General features: G+C 39.7%; 16 protein-coding genes. 12 read left to right on the top strand and 4 right to left on the bottom strand.

Features of this window, described 5'->3' with window-relative positions; genetic code table 11:
* The first annotated feature begins 202 nt into the window (after positions 1–202).
* The 10 genes from tsaE to CWB65_RS10075 all read left to right on the top strand — a co-directional run bounded on the left by tsaE (position 203) and on the right by CWB65_RS10075 (position 10924).
* Entirely contained in the window at positions 203–667 is a 465-nt protein-coding gene (tsaE, locus tag CWB65_RS10120; protein ID WP_008128374.1) for a tRNA (adenosine(37)-N6)-threonylcarbamoyltransferase complex ATPase subunit type 1 TsaE, read from the top strand.
* A gap of 79 nt (positions 668–746) precedes the next feature.
* The gene (locus CWB65_RS10115; RefSeq protein WP_008128378.1) at positions 747–2042 is read left to right on the top strand and encodes an N-acetylmuramoyl-L-alanine amidase; all 1296 of its coding nucleotides are present in this window, start codon (positions 747–749) and stop codon (positions 2040–2042) included.
* Between the two features lie 36 nt (positions 2043–2078).
* Entirely contained in the window at positions 2079–3917 is a 1839-nt protein-coding gene (gene mutL / locus CWB65_RS10110; protein ID WP_138740509.1) for a DNA mismatch repair endonuclease MutL, read from the top strand.
* 10 nt (positions 3918–3927) lie between these two features.
* Positions 3928–4845 (top strand): tRNA (adenosine(37)-N6)-dimethylallyltransferase MiaA, encoded by a 918-nt coding sequence (gene miaA, locus CWB65_RS10105; RefSeq protein ID WP_008128382.1) that lies wholly within the window; start codon positions 3928–3930, stop codon positions 4843–4845.
* A gap of 81 nt (positions 4846–4926) precedes the next feature.
* Complete coding sequence (hfq, locus tag CWB65_RS10100; RefSeq protein WP_006791241.1) at positions 4927–5190, top strand: RNA chaperone Hfq; 264 nt, start codon at positions 4927–4929, stop codon at positions 5188–5190.
* A 15-nt stretch (positions 5191–5205) separates the two neighbouring features.
* A complete protein-coding gene (hflX, locus tag CWB65_RS10095) occupies positions 5206–6495 on the top strand; it encodes a ribosome rescue GTPase HflX (RefSeq protein WP_008128385.1) in 1290 nt (429 codons plus the stop codon).
* 100 nt (positions 6496–6595) lie between these two features.
* Positions 6596–7756: an FtsH protease activity modulator HflK gene (hflK, locus tag CWB65_RS10090; RefSeq protein WP_006791239.1), complete on the top strand. Its 1161-nt coding sequence runs from the start codon at positions 6596–6598 to the stop codon at positions 7754–7756.
* 14 nt (positions 7757–7770) lie between these two features.
* Positions 7771–8649, top strand: coding sequence for a protease modulator HflC (gene hflC, locus CWB65_RS10085; RefSeq protein WP_006791238.1), 879 nt, complete (start codon positions 7771–7773; stop codon positions 8647–8649).
* Between the two features lie 211 nt (positions 8650–8860).
* Positions 8861–10174 (top strand): adenylosuccinate synthase, encoded by a 1314-nt coding sequence (locus tag CWB65_RS10080; protein WP_008128387.1) that lies wholly within the window; start codon positions 8861–8863, stop codon positions 10172–10174.
* 111 nt (positions 10175–10285) lie between these two features.
* Complete coding sequence (locus tag CWB65_RS10075) at positions 10286–10924, top strand: tetratricopeptide repeat protein (RefSeq protein ID WP_138740508.1); 639 nt, start codon at positions 10286–10288, stop codon at positions 10922–10924.
* 100 nt (positions 10925–11024) lie between these two features.
* Here CWB65_RS10075 and CWB65_RS10070 read toward each other — a convergent pair whose 3' ends face one another.
* Positions 11025–12866: a cation:proton antiporter gene (locus CWB65_RS10070; RefSeq protein WP_138740507.1), complete on the bottom strand. Its 1842-nt coding sequence runs from the start codon at positions 12864–12866 to the stop codon at positions 11025–11027.
* 831 nt (positions 12867–13697) lie between these two features.
* Between CWB65_RS10070 and proB the strand changes: the two genes are divergently transcribed.
* The gene (gene proB, locus CWB65_RS10065) at positions 13698–14804 is read left to right on the top strand and encodes a glutamate 5-kinase (protein ID WP_006791232.1); all 1107 of its coding nucleotides are present in this window, start codon (positions 13698–13700) and stop codon (positions 14802–14804) included.
* Positions 14801–16048 (top strand): glutamate-5-semialdehyde dehydrogenase, encoded by a 1248-nt coding sequence (locus CWB65_RS10060; RefSeq protein WP_138740506.1) that lies wholly within the window; start codon positions 14801–14803, stop codon positions 16046–16048. Before proB ends, CWB65_RS10060 begins: the two co-directional genes overlap by 4 nt.
* A gap of 58 nt (positions 16049–16106) precedes the next feature.
* On the opposite strand, the gene CWB65_RS10055 is transcribed toward CWB65_RS10060, so the two are convergent.
* From CWB65_RS10055 to CWB65_RS10045, 3 genes are read right to left on the bottom strand one after another with little or no spacing between them, the layout of a single operon-like run.
* Positions 16107–18314, bottom strand: coding sequence for a two-component system response regulator (locus CWB65_RS10055; protein WP_138740505.1), 2208 nt, complete (start codon positions 18312–18314; stop codon positions 16107–16109).
* Positions 18315–18360: 46 nt separating this feature from the next.
* Positions 18361–21222: an ATP-binding protein gene (locus tag CWB65_RS10050; RefSeq protein WP_138740504.1), complete on the bottom strand. Its 2862-nt coding sequence runs from the start codon at positions 21220–21222 to the stop codon at positions 18361–18363.
* The gene (locus CWB65_RS10045) at positions 21222–22484 is read right to left on the bottom strand and encodes an ABC transporter substrate-binding protein (protein WP_008128248.1); all 1263 of its coding nucleotides are present in this window, start codon (positions 22482–22484) and stop codon (positions 21222–21224) included. The genes CWB65_RS10050 and CWB65_RS10045 overlap by 1 nt, the downstream gene beginning before the upstream one ends.
* Positions 22485–22548 lie beyond the last annotated feature (64 nt).

Genomic DNA, 22548 nt, shown 5'->3' with positions numbered 1-22548 from the left:
ACGCATTAAGCTAAAACTAAAAGGCCTGAGTCCGATACAATATCGAAATCAGGCCTTGGTTGCCGCTTAGAAATGAGTCCAACTTATTGGGGTCACTTCATTTTGCCGGTTTTTTTATGCCTGAAACTTCAATTTATCGCCATAAATAAATAATCTGGTATGATTAGCTAATATGCGCTTTTAAGTTAATTTTGAGGTAATAATGACCCGTAGTTTTGAATCTCACTTAAATGATGAACTTGCAACTGTTGCAATGGGTGAGCAAGTAGCAGCAATTATTGAGCAAGGTGCTGTGATTTATTTACATGGTGATTTAGGCGCTGGTAAAACAACGTTTACACGTGGTGTGGTGCAAGGCTTTGGTCATACAGGTAAAGTTAAGAGTCCAACATATACACTAGTTGAACCCTATGAGCTTGACCGTGCAAACGTTTATCACTTTGACTTGTATCGCTTAGGTGATCCAGAAGAACTTGAATTTATGGGTATACGCGATTATTTTTCACCGCAGGCTATTTGTGTTGTTGAGTGGCCAGAAAAGGGGGGGGAGTTTATTCCTGTACCCGATTTAGATATAACGCTAAGCTATGTAGGTGACGAGCGTAAAATTGTGTTCAAAAGTACCAGTGAACGTGGTGCAGCAATTGTCGATAAACTAAAAAAATAAATAATAAAATAGTGAAGGCAGTAATTATCAAATGAATCGAGGCGCAGTTAAACTCTCAGTTTCTCTTATGATTTTCATCATGAGCTTTTCTTTGTGGGCACAAAACACGATAAATAGTGTGCGTGTGTGGCCATCTCCAGATAGTACACGCGTTGTATTTGATTTAGACGATAAACCCGATTTTAGTTATTTTATGCTAAAAAACCCAAGCCGCTTAGTGGTTGACCTAGAAAACACCAAAGAGCTTAAAGTACTACCCGGTGTGCCACCTAAGCACCAAATTGTTAGCAAATTACGTTACTCAAAGCCCAAAAATAAGCAAAGCGTTCGTTTAGTATTTGAGCTAAGCGCACCCGTAAAACCAGTGCTATTTGCGCTTGCGCCTACTGGTCCATACAAAAATAGGCTTGTGGTCGATTTATATAATAAAAGTGAACCAGAACCAGTGGCTTCACCTGCACAAAAAGCGGCAAAAAAACGTCAACTTAGCCAAGAACGCGATATTGTAATTGCTATCGATGCGGGGCATGGCGGAGAGGACCCTGGCTCAATAGGGCCATCAGGCACGTATGAAAAAACGGTTACGTTGCAAATAGCTAAGCGTCTTGAGCGAATGATAGACGCTGAGCGGGGCATGATTTCGCGTATGGTACGAAGTGGCGATTACTTTGTAAAACTTAATACGAGAACAAACAGAGCACGAGAGAAAAAAGCCGACTTTTTTGTGTCTATTCACGCAGATGCATTTACAAGCCCTGGTCCTAATGGTGCATCGGTATGGGTATTATCATTACGAAGAGCTAATTCTGAAATAGGTAAATGGATAGAAGATAAAGAAAAACATTCCGAGTTACTCGGTGGTGCAGCCGATGTAATGAAAGATGCGGCTAACGAAAAATACTTAGCGCAAGCATTACTTGATATGTCGATGGATCATTCAATGAAAACCGGCTTAAACGTTGCAGAAGAAGTAGTTAAAGAGCTACGAAAAGTTGCAAAGCTTCATAAAAAAGACCCGCAACATGCTAGCCTTGCGGTTCTTAAGTCGCCAGATATTCCCTCTATTTTGGTCGAAACGGGGTTTATATCTAACCCGCGAGAAGAAAAATTATTGAAAAGTGCAAATCATCAAGAGCGTTTAGCCAAGGCTATGTTCACTTCAATTAAAAATTACTATTTGAAAAACCCACCAGATGATTCGTTGTTTGCAAAATTAAAGTCGCAATACCCTACAAAACATAAAGTACGCCCAGGTGAATCTTTAAGTATGTTGGCAAGCCGTTATGGGGTCAGCATAAGTAAAATAAAAAAAGTAAATAAACTAAATTCAAACACGCTTTTTATTGGTCAAGAGCTCGACATACCACAGAGTTAATTACATAAATCTGCACGCAGTTTGCTAGGAAATATCATGAATATTGAAATACTACCTGCCCGTTTAGCCAACCAGATTGCCGCAGGTGAAGTGGTTGAGCGTCCAGCGTCGGTAGTAAAAGAGCTTGTTGAAAATAGCCTAGATGCTGGCGCTACTCGTATTCAAATAGAGATAGAGCGTGGTGGCCATAAGCTTATTCGTATTCGTGATAATGGCTCGGGTATAGGTAAAGAAGAGCTCACACTTGCGCTTTCTCGCCATGCGACAAGTAAGTTAAAGTCGCTTGATGATTTAGAAAATATTTGCTCACTAGGTTTTAGGGGCGAGGCATTAGCTTCAATTAGCTCAGTATCGCGATTAACCCTCAGCTCCAAACCAAAGACTCAAGACGCTGCTTGGCAAGCATTTGCAGAAGGCCGTGATATGGCTGTGCAAGTTAAGCCGGTTGCTCACCCTGATGGCACCACCATTGAGGTTAAAGATCTATTTTTTAATACCCCTGCACGGCGCAAATTTTTACGTACCGAAAAAACAGAGTTTACCCATATTGATGAGCTCATTAAGCGTATAGCGCTTAGCCGGTTTGATGTATCGATTACGCTGACTCATAACGAAAAAGTAGTTAGGCAATACCGCGCCAAAACAGATCCCGCTCACGCCATAACTCGCGTTGCACAAGTTGCAGGTAAGGCGTTTGCAGAGCAAGGACTTCATATTCAATCAGGGGAAGCAGGGCTTCAACTACATGGCTGGGTTTTACCGGTAGGCTCTGTAAATACAACGCAGTACACGTATGTAAATAATCGTATGATGCGCGATAAGCTCATTTTACACGCTATTCGTCAGGCATTTGAAGAAGTTAGTGGGGTACAAGAGCTACCAGGGTTTGTAATTTATATTGATATTGACCCACGCCAAGTTGATGTAAATGTACACCCAGCAAAGCATGAAGTACGTTTTCATCAAGGTCGCTTAGTACATGACTTTATTTTACAAGCCATCAAGCAAGTTGTGGTGCCATTGCAAGGTGAGTTTAACAATGAAGCGGTAACGACAGCTGATGATCATTTACCTGCATTTACTCATGCCATGCATCCGTCGACATCTAAAAATGAGACTAGCGGCGGTTACGATTATCCTAAATCTCAGTTACAACCAAATTACTCAGGTAGTTCAAGTTCAAGTACGGCTGGTGCGAAAAGTAGTGGTGGCGAATACAGAGCATCATCAAGTGCAAACCATCAAGACGTGAATGCGTTTTATCAGGGAGTGAGTGAACAACATGCTGCTCACTTTGATGTCGTGGCGCAAACCACTCAGCAAGATTCATCAGTACCTGATCAAAGTGCTGTGAGTATGGTGTCTATTATTAGTTTGCATGATGGAAACTGTGTCTTTAGTGCGCAGCAGCAGCTATTTTGCTCACATTTTAAATACGCCATAGTTGATGATTGGCATGAGCAAATTAAAGAGCAAGGTAGCCTTGAAGGTAAAGCATTGTTATTACCTGTCAGGGTTAATTTATCAAAAGAAGACTGTTTGCTAATCGAAGGGCAGCAATCGTGGTTCACGCTGCTTGGCTTTGAATTGGTGATAGAGAAGCAGTTTGTCATGGTTAAAAAGCTGCCTTCATGTTTGTATTTACTTGATGTAAGTAATGCTGTTAACGAGTTACTAAGCGCGTGTAAAAGGCAGTTTGAGAACATAGAAGATTGGTTAAAATGGCAGGCCGAATGTATACCGCCGCGCTTTTATGCTAGCAACGTATTTATAACTCAACAAATGCGCTTACAAAATAATGCGCAAACTATTGAACGCTTGCGTGAAAAAGCAGTTAAAATAGAGCTAAGTCAGTATTTAGCGCAATTAAATTAGGGTGTTCGTGTTGAGTCAATTACCAGTTATATTTTTAATGGGTCCCACTGCTGCAGGTAAAACAGCATTGGCTATTTCTTTGTGCGAGCATTTAAATACAGAGATAATCAGCGTCGATTCAGCATTAGTGTATAAAGGTATGGACATTGGCACTGCAAAACCTGATTCAGAAGAATTGGCTCGCGCTCCACATCATCTTATTGATCTGCTTGACCCGAGTGAAACGTATTCTGTTGCAGATTTTAGACGTGATGCAATAAAAAAAATTGATGAATTTCATCAACAAGGTAAAGTACCTGTATTAGTTGGAGGTACAATGCTGTACTTCAAGGCACTTATTGACGGTTTATCGCCTCTGCCTGAGGCAGACCCAGCTATAAGGGCTCAACTTGAAGCAGAGGCTAGTGAGTTTGGCTGGCCACACTTGTATCAAGAACTCGTAAAAATAGATCCACAAGCGGCACAAAAAATGAGTGAAAACGACTCCCAAAGAATTAACCGTGCGCTGGAGGTATATCGATTAACCGGTAAAACAATGACTGAACTGCAAAAGCAAAAGCAGCCACCTTTACCGTATACTTTTCATCAATTTGCCATCGCGCCGCAAGAGCGAAGTGAATTACATCAACGAATTGAAGAAAGGTTTAAAATAATGATAGATCAGGGGTTTGAAAATGAAGTTTCGGCCTTATATCTACGTAAAGATTTACATCACAATATGCCTTCTATTCGTTGTGTGGGCTATAGACAGATGTGGGATTACCTTGCGGGTGAAGTAAGTCATGATGAAATGGTATTCCGAGGTATTGCAGCAACCCGGCAATTGGCTAAACGTCAATTAACTTGGTTGAGAAGTTGGCCTGATGTTACTTGGTTAACAACCGGCGATGAAGAAAACTTGCATCATGTAGTAAGTTCGCTAAGCTAGTAGTAGTTGGATATGATTTAGCTTTATTAAATGAGTTCAGCCACTTAATTATAATAACACCTAGAACGAAGGAAGAATAACATGGCAAAAGGCCAATCGTTACAAGACCCATTTTTGAATGCACTACGTCGTGAGCGCATTCCGGTATCAATCTTTTTGGTTAATGGCATAAAATTACAAGGTAAAATCCAGTCATTTGATCAATTTGTTATTTTACTTGAAAACACGGTAAACCAAATGGTTTACAAACACGCAATTTCAACAGTTGTACCTGCTCGCGCAGTCAACTTCCAAGGTGTTCAAGGGAGCGATGACACTGAAGAACCAGAAGCTGGAAACTTTTAATTAGGAGCGTAATGCTTGTTTGACCGCTATGAATCCGGCGAACAGGCAATTTTAGTTCATATCGACTTACCTAAAGAAGGGGATCGTGAAGATCTTCATGAATTAGAGATGTTGGTATCTTCTGCTGGTGTTAGTAGTTTGGCGGTTGTGCAAGGCAGCCGTCAAGCACCACATCCGAAACTATTCGTCGGTACCGGTAAAGCAGAAGAAATAGCTGAGATTGTCAAAATCCACAATGCAGATGTCGTTATTTTTAATCATCAACTCAGACCGTCACAAGAACGCAACTTAGAGCGCGTTTGTCAGTGCCGTGTGCTTGATAGAACGACCCTTATTCTTGATATTTTTGCTCAACGTGCACGTACCCATGAGGGTAAATTGCAGGTTGAATTGGCACAACTTCGTCATATGTCTACTCGGCTGATCCGAGGTTGGACTCACCTTGAGCGTCAAAAGGGTGGTATTGGTCTACGTGGACCTGGTGAAACTCAATTAGAGACCGATAGGCGTTTACTGCGCGTACGTATTCAAAGTATTCGTGCACGACTACAAAAAGTGGCTGTCCAGCGTGAGCAGGGTAGACGCGCGCGTAACCGTAATGAAATTCCAACGGTGTCGTTAGTTGGTTACACTAATGCGGGTAAATCTACATTATTTAATCGTATTACAGATTCTGAGGTTTATGCTGCCGATCAGCTTTTTGCGACGCTTGACCCAACACTGCGTAAACTGGAGTTGGGTGATGTTGGTCAAGTGATTTTAGCCGATACCGTGGGTTTTATCCGTCATTTGCCTCACGATTTAGTGGCTGCATTTAAAGCAACATTGACCGAAACACGTGAAGCCGATTTGCAGTTACACGTAATAGATGCTGCTGATTCGCGAATTAAAGAAAATATTGAACAAGTGCAATCTGTGCTTAAAGAAATTGAAGCCGATGACGTTCCACAGCTATTAATTTATAATAAAATTGATGCGCTTGATAATGTTGCTCCGCGTATTGATCGAGATAGTGAAGGTCAACCTATAAGAGTATGGTTGTCTGCACAAACGGGTGAAGGGTGTGAATTACTAAGCGAAGCCATTAGCGAGTTGCTTGCTAAAAAAATGTTTAGTGAAACGCTTTTATTAACCCCTTTATACGGGCGTTTAAGGGCTTCACTTTTTAGCTTAAATGCGGTGCATGAAGAGCGATTTGATGAACAAGGCAATTGGCTACTAGATGTAAGAATGCCAATGGTTGAATGGAATCGCTTAATTAAAGAATTTGGTCCTGAAATTGTTGGTTTTATCAACCAAGATTAAAAATTGACGTTTAAATGTCGGTTTTTGTATGAGAAACGCAGTAGATTTGATAGATTTAACACAATTTCCTAATTTATTTAGATAACAATGGAGTATAGCTATGGCCTGGAATGAACCGGGTAATAATGGCAATGACAAAGATCCGTGGAACAATAAAGGCGGACGTGATCAAGGCCCACCTGATTTAGACGAGGTGTTCCGTAAGTTTAGTAACAAGTTCGGCGGCTTATTTGGCGGTAAAAAATCCGGCAATGGAAGCGGTGGCGGACTTGGCGGAGCCGGTATTTCATTTATCCTCATTATCGCCGCTATTGTGTGGGCGTTAAGTGGTATTTATACGGTTAAAGAAGCCGAACGTGGTGTTGTTTTGCAGTTTGGTAAATATGACCGAATTGCTGAACCAGGCCTGCGTTGGAAAATGACGTTTATTGAAACGGTTATCCCAGTTGATATCGAAGCCGTTCGTTCACTGTCGGCGTCTGGCTTTATGCTTACTGAAGATGAAAACGTGGTAAGTGTTGAGTTTCAGGTGCAATACCGTGTTATTGACCCATACCTTTACAAGTTTAGCGTAACGAATGCTGATAGCAGTTTAGAAGAAGCGCTAGACAGTGCACTGCGTTATGTTGTGGGTCATGCAAAAATGGACCAAGTTTTAACGAACGGCCGCGAAGAAGTGCGTCAAAACACATGGGATGAGCTTAACAAGGTAATCGAACCATACAATCTTGGTTTAATTGTTACTGATGTTAACTTTAAAGATTCTCGCCCACCTACTGAAGTTAAAGATGCGTTTGATGATGCGATTGCAGCACAAGAAGATGAAGAGCGTTTCATCCGTGAAGCAGAAGCGTATGCGCGTGAAATTGAACCGCGTGCACGTGGTCAAGTAACACGTATGACACAAGAAGCTGAAGGTTACCAAGAGCGTATTACACTGGAAGCGCAAGGTGAGGTTGCTCGTTTTGAAAAGCTATTACCTGAGTATTTAGCGGCTAAAGAAGTAACGCGTGAACGCTTATACATTGATGCAATGGAAGAAGTGTTAGGTAGCAGTTCTAAGGTGTTGGTTGATGTGAAGGGTGGTAATAACATGATGTACTTACCTCTTGATAAAATCATGGAAAAGCAAGGCACTGCAACACGTGTTGCGTTACCAAGCTCAAGTGACATTCAAGACTTAAGAAACAAAGTAAATACATCACGTAACAGCACCGTTAATAGCAGCAACGACCGCTTTAACAACGATCGCTTTAACTAGGGGAGATAAGCATAATGAAAAATTTTAGTTTAGTAATACTACTAGTTGCCATTGTGATGTCTTTCTCATCGGTATTTGTTGTACCTGAAGGGCAAAAAGCAATTGTGCTATTGTTCAGTAAAGTACAAAAAGATGACGATGATCAAGCGGTTGTTTATGGCCCAGGTTTGCATTTGAAAGTCCCATTTTTTAGCCAAGTACGTCGTATTGATGCACGTATTCAAACGCTAGATGGAACGCCAGATCGTTTTGTGACAAGTGAGAAGAAAGACTTAATTGTTGATTCGTTTGTTAAATGGCGTGTTAACGACTTTAGTGCTTTTTACTTACGTGCACGTGGCGACAAGCAATATGCTGAAACGTTACTTGAGCAAAAGGTTAATAACGGACTTCGTACTAACTTTGGTACACGCACAATTCGTGAAATTGTATCAGGTGAGCGTAGTGAGCTTATGGAAGAAGCATTAGTTCAAGCATCTGAAAGTGCCCGCGAGTTAGGTATTGAAGTGCTAGACGTACGTGTTAAGCAAATTAATTTGCCTCAAGAAGTAAGTAGTTCGATTTATCAACGTATGCGTGCTGAGCGTACTGCCGTTGCTAAAGAGCACCGCTCTGAAGGTCAGGAAAAAGCGGAGACTATTCGTGCTAGCGTTGACCGTCGAGTGACAGTTATGCTTGCAGACGCTGAACGTAACTCACGCTCAGTACGTGGTCAAGGTGATGCAGATGCTGCCGCTATTTATGCAAATGCATATAATAAAGATCCAGAGTTTTTCAGCTTTGTACGTTCTTTAGAAGCGTATAAGAAAACGTTTAAAGGTAAGCAAGACGTGATGGTACTTTCACCAGACAGTGACTTCTTCCAATATATGAAAGGCGCTAAAGCGCAGTAGACTATATTTATACTTTTAAATTTTAAAGCCCCGCACTTGCGGGGCTTTTTGTTGAATACAATCTACAACTTTAAATCACTGTTATATATGTGGTTATTTACTCATATTTTAATTTAATAATTCTTCGCAGAAAAAATAAGCTGAACAGGGGTGATCTTTGCTTGGGTTTTCTGGTAAAATCTCGTCCTAATTTTCTCTAAGTGAATTTACAATGGGTAAAAACGTTGTTGTATTAGGCACCCAATGGGGTGACGAAGGTAAGGGTAAGGTAGTTGACCTCCTTACGGACAAAGCATCTTTAGTAGTTCGTTATCAAGGTGGCCACAATGCAGGTCATACTTTAGTTATCGAAGGTAAAAAGACGGTTCTACACCTTATTCCATCGGGTGTATTACGTGACAATGTTAAATGTGTGATTGGTAATGGTGTTGTTTTATCACCAGAAGCGCTAATGAAAGAAATTGGCATGCTTGAAGAGCGTGGCGTACCAGTACGCGAACGTCTTTTAATAAGTGAAGCATGTCCGCTAATTTTGCCTTTCCATGTTGCATTAGATGTAGCCCGCGAAACAGCTCGTGGCGACAAGCCAATTGGCACAACTGGCCGTGGCATTGGTCCTGCGTATGAAGATAAAGTAGCACGTCGCGGTTTACGCGTAGGCGACTTATTTAATCCTGAATTATTTGCAGCTAAACTAAAAGAAGTTCTTGAGTACCATAACTTCACATTAGTTAATTACTACAAAGTAGACGCTGTAGATTTCCAAAAAACGTTTGATGATGCAATGGCTGTTGCAGATATCTTAAAAGCAATGGTTGTAGATGTAACTGAGCTTTTAGACCAAACACGTTTAGCAGGTGAGCACATTTTATTTGAAGGTGCGCAAGGTACATTACTTGATATCGATCACGGTACTTATCCTTATGTAACTTCGTCAAACACGACCGCTGGTGGCGTTGCAACTGGTGCTGGTTTTGGTCCACTAAACCTTGACTACGTGTTAGGTATTATCAAAGCGTACACAACACGTGTTGGTTCGGGCCCTTTCCCTACAGAGCTTTACGATGGCCTTGATAAGCAAGACCCAGTTGGTAAGCACTTAGGTGACAAAGGTCATGAGTTTGGTGCTACTACAGGTCGTCTTCGTCGTACTGGTTGGTTAGATGCAGTGGCAATGCGCCGTGCAGTTCAAATCAACAGTATTTCAGGTTTTTGTTTAACTAAGCTTGATGTTTTAGATGGCTTAGAAACATTGAAAATCTGTACTGGCTACCAGCTTGAAGATGGCACTGTTACAAACGTAACACCATTAGCTGCTGAAGGTTACGAGAAAGTAACACCGGTATATGAAGAGATGCCGGGTTGGTCTGAAAATACTGTGGGTGTAACTTCACTTGAAGGCTTACCGAAAGCTGCAATTGATTACATCAAGCGTATTGAAGAAATCACTGGTGTTCCAATTGATATTATTTCTACAGGTCCAGACCGCGTAGAAACGATGGTACTTCGCAACCCGTTTGCTTAATTACCATAAATATAAAAAAAGCTGCTAAATGCAGCTTTTTTTGTGTCTAAAATTCACCTTGGAACGATCTTTGTATATTATTTAGTAAGATAATTTTTGTACGTGGTGAACATGCGCCTATTTTTAAAAAGTTCGTTATTAGCTGTGCCCTTAGTGTCAGTGTCTTTATTTATATCTTCCAATACGTTAGCAGATGAATCACCTGCTGCAGTACCGCTATACACTGAATCAGAGCTTATCGCGTTAATAAATAAAAATGTGCATTTGCAGCGTGTAAAGGCAGATGATTGCCAGCTAGTTCAAGATATTGAAGCGCGAGCCAATAAAATGGCATTGCCATCCTATCAATTTTTATATGGCGATATGCTTGCTTATAATGTGTGTGTTGAGCGAAATGTAGAGCTAGGCGTGTATTATATGAGAAAGTCTGCTGAGCAAGGCTTAGCGGCAGCGCTTGAGCAGTTAGGTCGCTATTACGATACCGGAAGGCTAGTTCAACAAGATAAAGCCATGGCTATTACGTATTTACGTGAAGCTTCTACACAAGGTAACTTAAAAGCGCAGTTACGTTTAGTGAAGTTGTTCAATGATGGCTACGGTAGCCCACGGGATTTTGAAGATGCATACCGTTGGTTGTTTAATGCAATGGTAGCAGATAAAGCAACGCATAAAAAAATTGAAAACGCCCTAACTAAGCTTGCGCAAAAAATGCCTGATAGTGTCGTAGAGCGCGCTCGGTTACCTATGTAATACTAATCAAGAATAAACTTTAACTAAGCGAGTTGCTGTAAATTTAGAAAAAAGCCCTAATAAAATTAGGGCTTTTTTGTGAGCGTTATTTTAATTAACTTTATTCTTTGTCTTTAAGTTGTGGGTCTTTTAATAACGACATTTTTGGGGGGTGCAGTGCCACAATACGCTCACCTTCTTGAGGTGGTTTGTCCATATTAAGTGTGAATGGTGTTACTTTAGCTGGTGTATCGTCATCGTTGTCTTTATCTCCTTTGAGAATAAATAAAGGGATAGCCTCAGGGTTCATTTCTAAGTATTGCTCCCAGCTAAACTCATCTGAAATACGTGTAGCACTTACTTTTCCGCCTTTAGCAATGACACTGCTTAAGCGAGCGTACGAACCTTCATCCCCAAATAATATTTGACGCGATAAAAAGGTCGCACTGTCTTTATTAGCTTTAGCGTGTGTTGTTGATGAGCGTAGCGAAAACACGTTTTTTTCATTGAGTAAATGTGAAAAATACTGCACACCTAATGCATTGTGATGCCTGTTTGGTGAAAGCGCTAAAACACTTCGGACAGTTGTAAGCGGTAAGTATCGTTCAGCATGCTCTGATTGCGGATTACCATAATAGCAAGGCAAGCCATCCATACGTGCCATTTTGCAGTTTTCCCAAGCAGGATCTGAAAGGTGGACAGGAATATTTTGCTCTTTTAAACCTCGCCCTATTGCACGTGACACATGGTTAGCCCCAATAATTAAAATAGTATTAGGTGATGGTTGACGTACACCTAGTAACTTTGCCACGGGGATTGCGGTTAAGCTTTGTAGTACAACAGTTATAATAATAACTGTAAAAATAAGTGGAACCATTTTTTCTGCATCAGCCACACCCGCTTCCATCATACTAAGTGCAAACACTGAACCAACAGCGGCTGCTACAATACCCCTTGGCGCAATCCAGGCGAGTACTAAGCGAGATTTAATTGGTAAGTCGGTACCAAAGGTAGAGATAGCAATACATAAAGGGCGGGCTACAAATAACACAATCGCTAAAAAAATAAATACATCACTGTCTAACATCATTAAGTCGGAAAGCTGCAAACGGGCTGCGAGTAAGATGAAAAGCGTTGATATAAGAATCATCGACAAGTCTTCTTTAAACTCTAAAACAGAGTCTATTTCTAGGTCATCTTGATTCGCAAGCCAAATACCAAATACCGTTACGGCCAATAAGCCTGACTCATGGCTTAAGTAGTTTGATACAGAAAAGCTAATTAATACCAGCGCTAAAATACCAAACTTATGTAATTCAAATGGCAACCATTCTCGGCGCATTAATTGAGTTGTAACCCAGCCTGCTGCTACCCCTATTGTTAGACCAACTCCAACAGTTTTAACTAAAGCAACAATAGTATGGCTTAGTACCTCGCCTTGGCCTACTAACATTACTGCTTCAAATACCAGTACAGCAAACAATGCCCCGATAGGGTCAATAACAATCCCTTCCCAGCGTAGAATGCGGTCTATGTCTTGTGTGGGGCGCATGGAGTTTAGTAAAGGCGCTATTACTGTCGGGCCTGTTACCACAAGCACTGCGCCGAGCACAGCAGCAACCCGCCAATTGAGTTCAAGTAACCAATAGGCACTTAAACTAATTACAACACAAGTTGCAATCATACCAATGGAGCATAGGTTTCTGACTACTTTACCAATTCCCTTTAACTCCCTAAAGTGAAGGGTAAGGGCGCCTTCAAATAAAATAACAGCCACACTTAATGATACGACAGGGAAGAGTAAGTCGCCTAAAAGTGCATCAGGGTCTAAAACACCACTAAATGGCCCAAGTAACAGGCCAGTGAGCAATAAAAAAAGAATAGCGGGTACTCTAAATGCCCACGCTACCCATTGGGCAAGCACTGAGCAGAGTGCGATACCGGCTATGTAAATTGCTGACATAGATTAAGAATTCCTTATTATGATTTTATTTAAAGTATAACGATTTTAGTTGTTATTAAAGGGGTATACACGGGAAAATCAACTATTACTATTTAATTTTAGCCGCTAACAAAATATTAGTACGTATTAATTATGGTTAGCGTTGCTAAATATTTTATAAATTATCAATAACACCTTCTATCTTCATGATTTGAAAGTAAAAAAGTTTGTTACTAAACGCTTTTTAATATGGTCGTTTGAATTTTAGCCTTGATCTTACGACCTAATTTAGCGTATTATACTTCGAGTTCGAATAATTAGGTGTCTAATTAAATTATCTGGGAAATAAATTCGTCATTAATGTTACGGTCATATTTGCTAGGTATAATCGTTATTTAGAAGCTGGTTCAGTATTTGAACGTCTAAAATATAATTTATTTGATTACTTGATACGGTTTATCTCAAGCACTTAAAGTTTGAGTTGAATTGATATCTTTCAATGTTTAACCCCCATCGTGGCGGTTAAATCTCGGTCCTTTAGTCTTCACCCTATCTGTTGGTGTACCAGACTTTAGAGGCTCTATGTATGTTGTTAATAAAAAAGTCACCAAGGCTTTTTACAGCGATGCATAAACAACACTTTTTAAACTTTCTTATAGGCATTACTTTCATTGCAAGGTATCTGCTTTTTATATCTGAGCTTAAATTTAAAGCCTTGCTTTTAGATTTTGGCTTTCTTGTGTGTGTTTAAAAGTGTTGCCAAAAAACACAAATTCGAAGCTACATATATTGGTAGCTATTTAGTTTAGCTCATTAACACTGAGCACCGATAAAATGGAAAGTAGAAGACTTATGCAAAAGTTAAATTGGCGACGCATTGTTTTAAAAGTAGGTAGCGCACTTATTGCTCCAGATCAAGACGGTTGTCGTTCTCGTTACATACTTACTATCGCACAGTTTATTGTTCGTTGTCGTGCTCGCGGCATTGAGGTCATTTTAGTTTCATCAGGCTCTGTTGCGGCAGGTTCGCACCTATTCCCTTCGGACCAACCCCGTTCAGTTGTATTAAAAAAAGCAATGGCCGCCGCTGGTCAAACTGAAATGATTGCTATGTGGGACCGCTTTTTTGATTTTCCATCTGCCCAGCTTTTGCTAACTCATGGTGATTTGCGCGACCGAGAGCGTTATCAAAGTATTCGTGAAACCGTGTTTACATTATTAGAGCATGGTGTTTTACCTATCATTAATGAAAATGATGCGGTAACTACCGATGACCTTAAAGTAGGTGACAACGATAATTTATCAGCAATGGTTGCAGCAGCGGCTGATGCAGACGCTTTACTCATTTTTTCAGACGTAGATGGTTTATACGATAAAAACCCAAATCTTCATGACGATGCTGTTTTATTACCTGAAATAAAATCAATTGATGATTCTATTTACGCCATGGCAGGATGTGCTACTAGCGCGGTAGGTACTGGCGGTATGAAAACTAAAATAGAAGCGGCAGAAAAAGCAACATCACACGGAATCGCAACATATATAATTAATGGTTTTAAAGAAGAGACATTTAATCGTTTATTAGAGGGTGACAACCCTGGAACAATATTTTTACCATACGAAAAACCAATGCAAGATTCTGTGCATTGGATGACACACACTGCGAATGAGCAAGGTGAAGTTGTGGTAGATGGAACATTTGATGAATCAATCGAAGGTGAAACAGGCATAATTCGCGGCGATGAAATTGTTGAAGTACATGGTGAGTTTGCAATTGGCGACACCATACTCGTTAGAAGTGAAGATGGTACGCGTTTAGCTAAAGCGACCGCAAATTACAGTAGTTGTTTGTTGAATTTCATTGCAGACAACGAACAAAGTGAATTTAGTGAAAAAATGCAGGATTCTATTGGACCTGTTATTTCAGAAAAAGATATCGCATTATTGGAGAAGTCATGAGTTTAATTACGGATATTTCGCGTCAGGCAGCTAAAGCTGCAAATACACTTGCTTTACTCGACACCGAGACAAAAAACCAAGTGTTAACAGAAATGGCTGCGGCATTAAGAGAGCAAAAAGCATTTATAATTCAAGAAAACGAAAGTGATTTAAGCGCTGCGCGCGACAACAATTTGCCAGCGGCAATGGTTGATCGTCTAACTCTGAACGATGAACGCATAGAATCGATGGCTGAAGGGATAGAAGTTATAGTAAGCCTGGATGATCCGGTGGGTCAACTTCGTGAAATCACCGAACGACCTAATGGTATTAAAATTCGTAAAATGCGCGTACCACTTGGTGTTGTTTGTATGATTTATGAAGCACGCCCTAATGTGACCGCAGACGCTGGTGCTTTGTGCTTTAAATCGGGTAATGGCGTTATTTTACGCGGTGGTAAAGAGGCGCTCAAAAGCTCACAAGCGATTGCCAGTGTAATGCACAGCGTACTTGAAAAGCACAACTTACCCGTTTCATTAATCTCGGTTATTCCAGATCCCGATCGTGCACTTCTTATGGAGTTGATGCAGCAACGTGATAGCATCGATTTAATCATTCCTCGCGGCGGTGAAGGGTTGATTAACTTTGTTACCGAGAACAGTACCATTCCTGTTATTCAGCATTACAAAGGCGTATGTCATTTGTATGTCGATAAAGACGCAGACCTAGAGGTTGCGATTAATTTATTACTTAATGGTAAAACACAACGAACGGGTGTATGTAATGCACTTGAAGGTTTGGTTGTACATGAAGATATCGCAGATGAGTTCCTAAATTTATGTGCGGTAGTACTTCGTCAAGAAGGTGTAAAGATCAATGCTGATAGCTTTGCTGCCAAATACTTTGATGATGCAACTGTTTTAGCTGATGATGAGTTTGGTGAAGAGTACCTAGACTTAGAAATCGCGATACGCGTAGTACCTACATTTTCAGCCGCTGTTGAGCATATTGCTCAATTTGGCTCAAATCACACAGAAGTGATTTGTACTAAAAACCAAGCCGCAGCTGAGTTATTTCAACGTAGTGTAGATGCGTCAGTTGTGATGGTGAATGCATCGTCTCGTTTTTCTGATGGTTCACAGTTAGGATTGGGTGCAGAGATTGGCATTGCTACATCTAAGCTTCATGCGTATGGCCCTATGGGGCTTGAATCACTCACAACAGAAAAATATTTAGTGAATGGCGAAGGCCAAGTTCGCGAATAAATTTTATATTAATTTTACAAAAGCCGAGCATAGCTCGGCTTTTTATTTTTGATAAAAATCACTTTAATTTAGCTAGCCAATCGTTTACTGGCTCAGGTTTATGCAAGTGATAACCCTGTAGTATCACCTCCGGGTATTCCTGTAGTAAATCGAAGTGTGATTGGTTTTCGACACCCTCTGCAACAACGTCTAATTCAAATAAACGTCCCAAACTCACAATCATATCAATTATTAACTTATCATTTTTATTTGTTGGCGCTTCGAGCACAAAAGAACGGTCTATTTTAAGCTCTTGAATTGGTAATTGCTTTAAATATGTGAGGCTTGAATAGCCAGTTCCAAAATCATCAATTGAGACTTTTACACCCAACTTTTTGAGGTTATGCACAGCTTCAATAGCAGAGTCCATATTATTTAGTAGCGTACCTTCAATAATCTCTATAGTGAGTTGCGACGCAATAACATTATTAATTGTTAGCTGTTCAACTAAAAAGGCTAAAAAGCGTGGCTCATGGAAATGTCGACCACTTATGTTTATTGATAAACTTAAGTGAGGGTGTGTTTGATTAATCTTAGCTAATGTTTTTAAGGCATTTTCACATACCCAGCAATCTAAGTCATAAATAACGTCAGACTCTTCAGCAATAGAAATAAACTCACCGGGGCTAATAAAGCCTTTTGTCGTGTGTTGCCAACGAAGTAAAACCTCAGCTCCTTTTAAAATTTGATCATTATCATATTGAGACTGTAAATGAAGCGATAACTCGTTATAAGCGATTGCTTTGCGTAGATCTTGCTCAATTTCGAAACGTCTTTTTGCTTGTTCACCAAATGAGGTGTCAAAAAATGTAACTCGGTTACCCCCTTTCTCTTTTGCTTTATAGCAGGCAGCTTCACAGTTTCTGATAGTCTCGATAGCGCTTTCCCATTGCCCATGTTGCGGGAATATGTACATACCAATACTTACTGTTAGGCTAACTTCCTTTAAATCAACAAAAAAAGGCAGTCTTACGGATGTAAGAATTTCTTGTGCTTTTTTCTCTGCAATAATTTGAGCTCTTGCTCTGCCAATGCCTTTATCTAGGACAGACAACGTTGCAAAGGCATCGCTTCCCAAGCGAGCAATAATATCATTATTATCAGTATTTGTATGGATACGCTTAGTTAGTTCTTTTAGGACATGGTCACCGGCTAGCAGGCCCATTCCATCATTAAACGAGTGAAACCCATCTACATCGATAATAAAAATATAGGCAAAATTTTTGTCAGTGGAACAGCTTTGTAATTGCTGCTCTAACTGCTTTAAGAAGCTGTTACGGTTAGGTAGGGCGGTTAATTCGTCATGCCAAGTTAAGTAATCTATTCGCTCCTGGGTCACTTTTAGGCTTGATATATCGCTAAATACACCGATGTAGTGATCGTTGGTATCGTGTTCATTTTTTACAAGGCTCAACGTTAGCAATTCAGGGTATAACTCACCACTTTTGCGTCGGGTAACTAACTCACCACTCCAGTAGCCGGCTTCACTTGCGTGTTGCCATACTTGTTCAAAGTTTATATTTGGCTGGTTATTTTGTTTGATATCGTGAATATGCATATTTAACGAATTAGCTTCATCGTAACCCGTGATGCGGCAAAAAGAAGGATTAACCGCGATGATTTTGCCTGTACTGTTAGTTATCACAACACCGTCAGCTGTACTCGTTAGTGCGTGAAAAAAGAGTTGATGTTTAGATGATAACTGCTTTAATTCTTTTTCTCTAACATCCAGCTCCATTGCTAAAGATTTTATTTCAAGCAGCTTGTCATGTAGGTCAAAGTTTTTCTCTATTAATCGGTCTAGCATACCTTGTGCTGTTATATGTGTACGAATGCGAGCTCTGACCAAGGCTAATTTATAAGGCTTGTGAATATAATCTATGGCGCCCATAGCAAAGCCTTTTTCTTCAGACTCTTCTTCTGTAAGCGCCGTAACAAAGATGATGGGAATGCCTTTTGTTTTGGGTTTCCCTTTTAGTATAGTGCACACTTCATAACCATTCATTCCCGGCATCATTATGTCGAGTAAAATTAAATCTGGACGGGTAGACTCAATAAACGTTAGAGCTTGCTCTCCACTTGTCGATATTCGAACATCGTAGTCGGTTGAAAGCCCTTCTACCAAAATATGTAAGTTACTTGGTTCGTCATCAACAATTAGAATTAAAGGCTTTTGTCGCTGCGCTTTTTGTTCACTTTTATTTATGGTGGAATGAGTTAAATGCACTGTTAATCCTTTTTACATAGTATTTAAATTCTGAATCACTCAATCATTAATGCTTTGTGTCTGCTTTATATGTTTCAATAATCGAAATTACAGACGGATAGTCGAAACTATTAATCGCCTCTATTAGTTTTGATAAGCCGTGTTCAGTATCATAGCTATTCGCTTCTAAATGCCTTTTTAGGTCGTTTGGGATAGGACGAGACGCTAATGCTAGTGAGTGAATCTCATTTATAACTACCAGCTCATCTTCGAGATTGTGTCGTTTCGGCTCTATATTTTCCAAATTGAGTGTCGCTAATAATTCTTTAATAGAAAAAAGCGTTGCTGCCAAATTTTCTTTTAATAAATCTATATTAAGCGAACTTTCCTCAAGTAGTGCTTTTTCAGTCTCTAATGCACACTTTTGCAGCTTCTCTAGCCCTAATGTACCCGCTAACCCCTTCAGTGTATGCACCGTTCGCTTTAAAGTAGCAACATCATTATTGTTTATTAATAAATCAGCCTTCGCTGAAAAGTTATTATTATCATCTATAAACCGAGTAAGCAATGTCATGAGTAAGGTTTCATTGTTATCAACGTTTTGCTTTGCTTTTACTAAATTTATTGTTTGCAAATTATCTCTACTTTTTAGGTGTTTATCTAAGCTTCCGTAAAGCGCGTCAAATACAATGGGTTTAACCAAAAAGTCATCCATACCTGCATCAGCGGCTGCTTTTCTATCTCTGGGCTCTACAGCGGCACTTAAAGCAATAATAGGCATATTGTAGCCTTTAGCTCTTAGCTCTTTTGTTGCTTCAAGGCCGTCCATATTGGGCATTTGTATATCCATAAATACAATATCAAAATGTTGAGCCGATACTTTATCTATAGCGTCTAGCCCATCGTTTGCAATTGTTGTATTAAGATCAAATTTACTTAGCATTGCAGAGGTTATTTCTTGGTTAAGTTTATTATCATCTACAACAAGTGCCTGATAGGCCGCTAGTTTTGGCAGGTCTACCGTTGCAGGTAAAGGGGCCTTTTTGTTATTAGTGTGAGCAGCGCGCTGTTCAGCAATGGTGAATGGAAGGGTAAATAAAAACTCACTCCCTTTGCCAAGTTCGCTTTTTACTTGTATGTCACCACCTAATAATTTGGTTAGCTGTTTGCTAATCGTTAGACCAAGCCCTGTGCCTCCGTACTTTCTTGTTGTACTTGAGTCGCCTTGAGCAAATGATTCAAACACCCTATCAGATTGGGCTTGCGTCATACCAATTCCGGTATCACTAATGCTAAAGCGCAACTGTACTTTGTTTTCTTTTTGAAAAATGATTTCTATGGTTAATGACACCTCACCCTTATCGGTAAACTTAATGGCATTACCAATACAATTATTAATTATTTGATTTAGCTGTATAGGATCGCCCAACAGAGTCAGGTGTCTGTCGGCATGCACAACACAATTTAGAGCTAGTCCTTTTTGTTGTGCATTAATCGAAAATAAATCTTCAACGTTAGATACGATCGTATCGAGTGTAAAAGGAATTTTCTCAAGTTTGACGTTATTAGAGTCGAGTTTTGAAAAGTCTAAAATATTGTTTAAAACTTGCAGCAGGCTCTGCGCACTAGAAAATGCTTTTTTAGCATATTGTTCCTGCTTTACTGGCATATTGCTTGTTTGTAGCAGCTGAAGCATACCCAATATGCCGTTCATTGGTGTGCGAAGTTCATGGCTCATATTTGCCACAAAGTCGATTTTTGTTTTATTAGCCTTGTTTGTTTCCTCTATTGCTTGAGTAAGCTCTGTATTCATGGCTTCCATTTTTACATTTAAAGCGCGTGTTTCATCAAGTAATTGCTTCGTTTCCTCACTTTTTAAATAAAGTGTATTAGCCGCTTTTAACACAGATGCAATTTCGCTCAGCTTTGTATGCTTATTTTTTAGTGTAATTGGCTCACCTTCATTCATACTATTAAGTAGCAAGGTAAGCTGTGATAGGGGTTTAATAACAAAAGCAACAATAAAATAACAAAGCAGCAAAATAATAATCAGAATTAGAAAGGTAAATAGGCTGCTTTGCTTGGTTTTTTTCGATAATTCACTATTAAATTGCGACTTAACCAAATTTAATTTTTCTTCTTCAGCGCTTTTAATTTTATTAGTTAGGTATAAAAGTTCGTTTTCGATCCCTGTCAGCACAACATTCACAGAGTAGGTGTAACTACGTGTTAGCAGTATTAGTTGGTTATGTGTTTTTTTAAGATTAATTGTTTTATCAAGCAAGGAGTCATTAATAGCTGACATACGGTTAATTTTTGTGTGCAAAAACGCTAGATTTTGCTTCACATTTTGAGCTTCATCAAAATTAGGTTTATAAAGGTAGCTGACAGCTGCATGCTTAAGGTTACTAATGGTTAGTAAAATATCATTGTATAGAATTTTTTTATCTTCATTTGATAGTGACTCAAGTGCCATTACCTTTTTTTGTAGCGCTTCAATGGGCTGTTTAAATCCAGATGAGTATATTTGCTCGCGCTTTTGTCTGTTAATAACTACTTTTTCAAATGTTGTTTCATAGTTTTTTAGGTGCTCGCTGAGGCGAGTAAGCATATTTTTATATTCAGGGGTTTTGTCTAGCGTGTTTAATGTTAATTGGCCTAAATGAATATTTGCTTGGTCTAAATATGTTTTAAACTTTGCAATATTATTTTTATTAGCGTCATCAATAAATGCAACGGCATGGCTTTGTAAGGCCATTACATCTCTTTCTAGTTTTACTACAGCCTCACTTTGGCTAATTGCATTGTTTTGAATGTTTTGTAAGCTGGTTAACGATTTTTGTAAGTGATTAAATAAATAGCTTTGTATAAAAAGCAGTCCAGCTAATACCGCTAAGGTCGCAATTATTTTTGATTTAATAGAACGCATTAGCGACTTATCAACTCATACCACTTTTGTAAACTGTAGTCGTATGTTGGCATAACGGTATTCCATACTGCAACATTACTGAAGCGTTTAGTGTAACTTCCACCATTTCTTTGCTCGCCTTTTCTAACCGCAATATTACCATTTGTTTCTAGTAAATCAGTGCTTGCGATTTTGCCGTCATACCAATAGTCCCATTCATTCTGTGAAAGTAATGGTTTAGAACGCTGCGGATTGCTTATGTAATAACCTTGGCGAGCAATAAACGCACCTGGCCAGCCAGATAACCACCAATTCATATAATCGTAAGAAGCATCTTTCACACTATCATGCGTTTGTGATGACAAACACATTACACCATGCCAGCCTCTGTAGCCTTCTTTAGGTGCTGCAAAGCGCACATTTATGCCTTGGCCATTTAGCGCAGATACCGCAGGTGAAAACATGCTTTCAATATGAACGCGTTCATCTTTCATATACTGAACAGATTCAGGCACTGAGTTCCAATAACCGCTAAAGTGGCCTTGGCGTTTGAGCTCAAGTAGTACCTTAAATAAGTTATCCAATTCAATACGAGTCATTGCCCCTATATTGTTAATTTTCACAAGCCCTTTAGCTTTAGCAGCAAGCGCTAAGTCAAATAAACCAATAGTAGGCGCATTTACAATACCTACTTTTCCTCTATGTTGCTCATCCAGTAACCATCCCCAACTTTCAGTTTCATAGGCAATTCCGGGTTTAATAAATTTAGTGTTATAACCAAAGGAGTCTACATTGTGCACGTAGGGTAAAAAGCTTATTAAGTCGCTTTCTTGCTCACTGAGTGTGCCATCGGGTTGTACGTTTAATATTTTAAAGGGAGCGTCACCTGCACCAATATTGGCATCTTCTGATAACTTTCCTGTTTTTGTAAGGCTATTTATTTCGTTAAAATAAGTAAGGCGTTTTTTTTCTATGGGTTGTATTGAGCCTGCATTCCACAACACATTAATACTGTTTGACCACTGCTCGTATAAATCAAATGAGCTGGGGTCCATTGAGGCTCTTTGCAAAACAGCGGCACTACCAGCGGGCGTAAATTCAATATTAATGCCTAAATCACTCATGGCTTGCTTACGAATTGCGTCCTGTAAGGTTACATGTGTGCCAAGCACTCTTATTGTGACCTTGTTACGAGCAAAAACATAAGGAACATGCGTTATAGCGCCTGCAGTTAAGCCTATAGCTGCAAGCTTTTTAAGTGTTGAGCGTTTTGGAGAGTCCATGATTTACCTAAGGCATTAATAGATATACAAGTATGTATAGCTAATAATTGATAAAGACTCAAGA

Source organism: Pseudoalteromonas sp. S554 (assembly GCF_005930865.1).
Classification (GTDB): Bacteria; Pseudomonadota; Gammaproteobacteria; order Enterobacterales; family Alteromonadaceae; genus Pseudoalteromonas; species Pseudoalteromonas marina.
The sequence above is the reverse complement of the archived record's forward strand: the minus strand, read 5'-3'. Positions and strand labels throughout refer to the sequence as shown.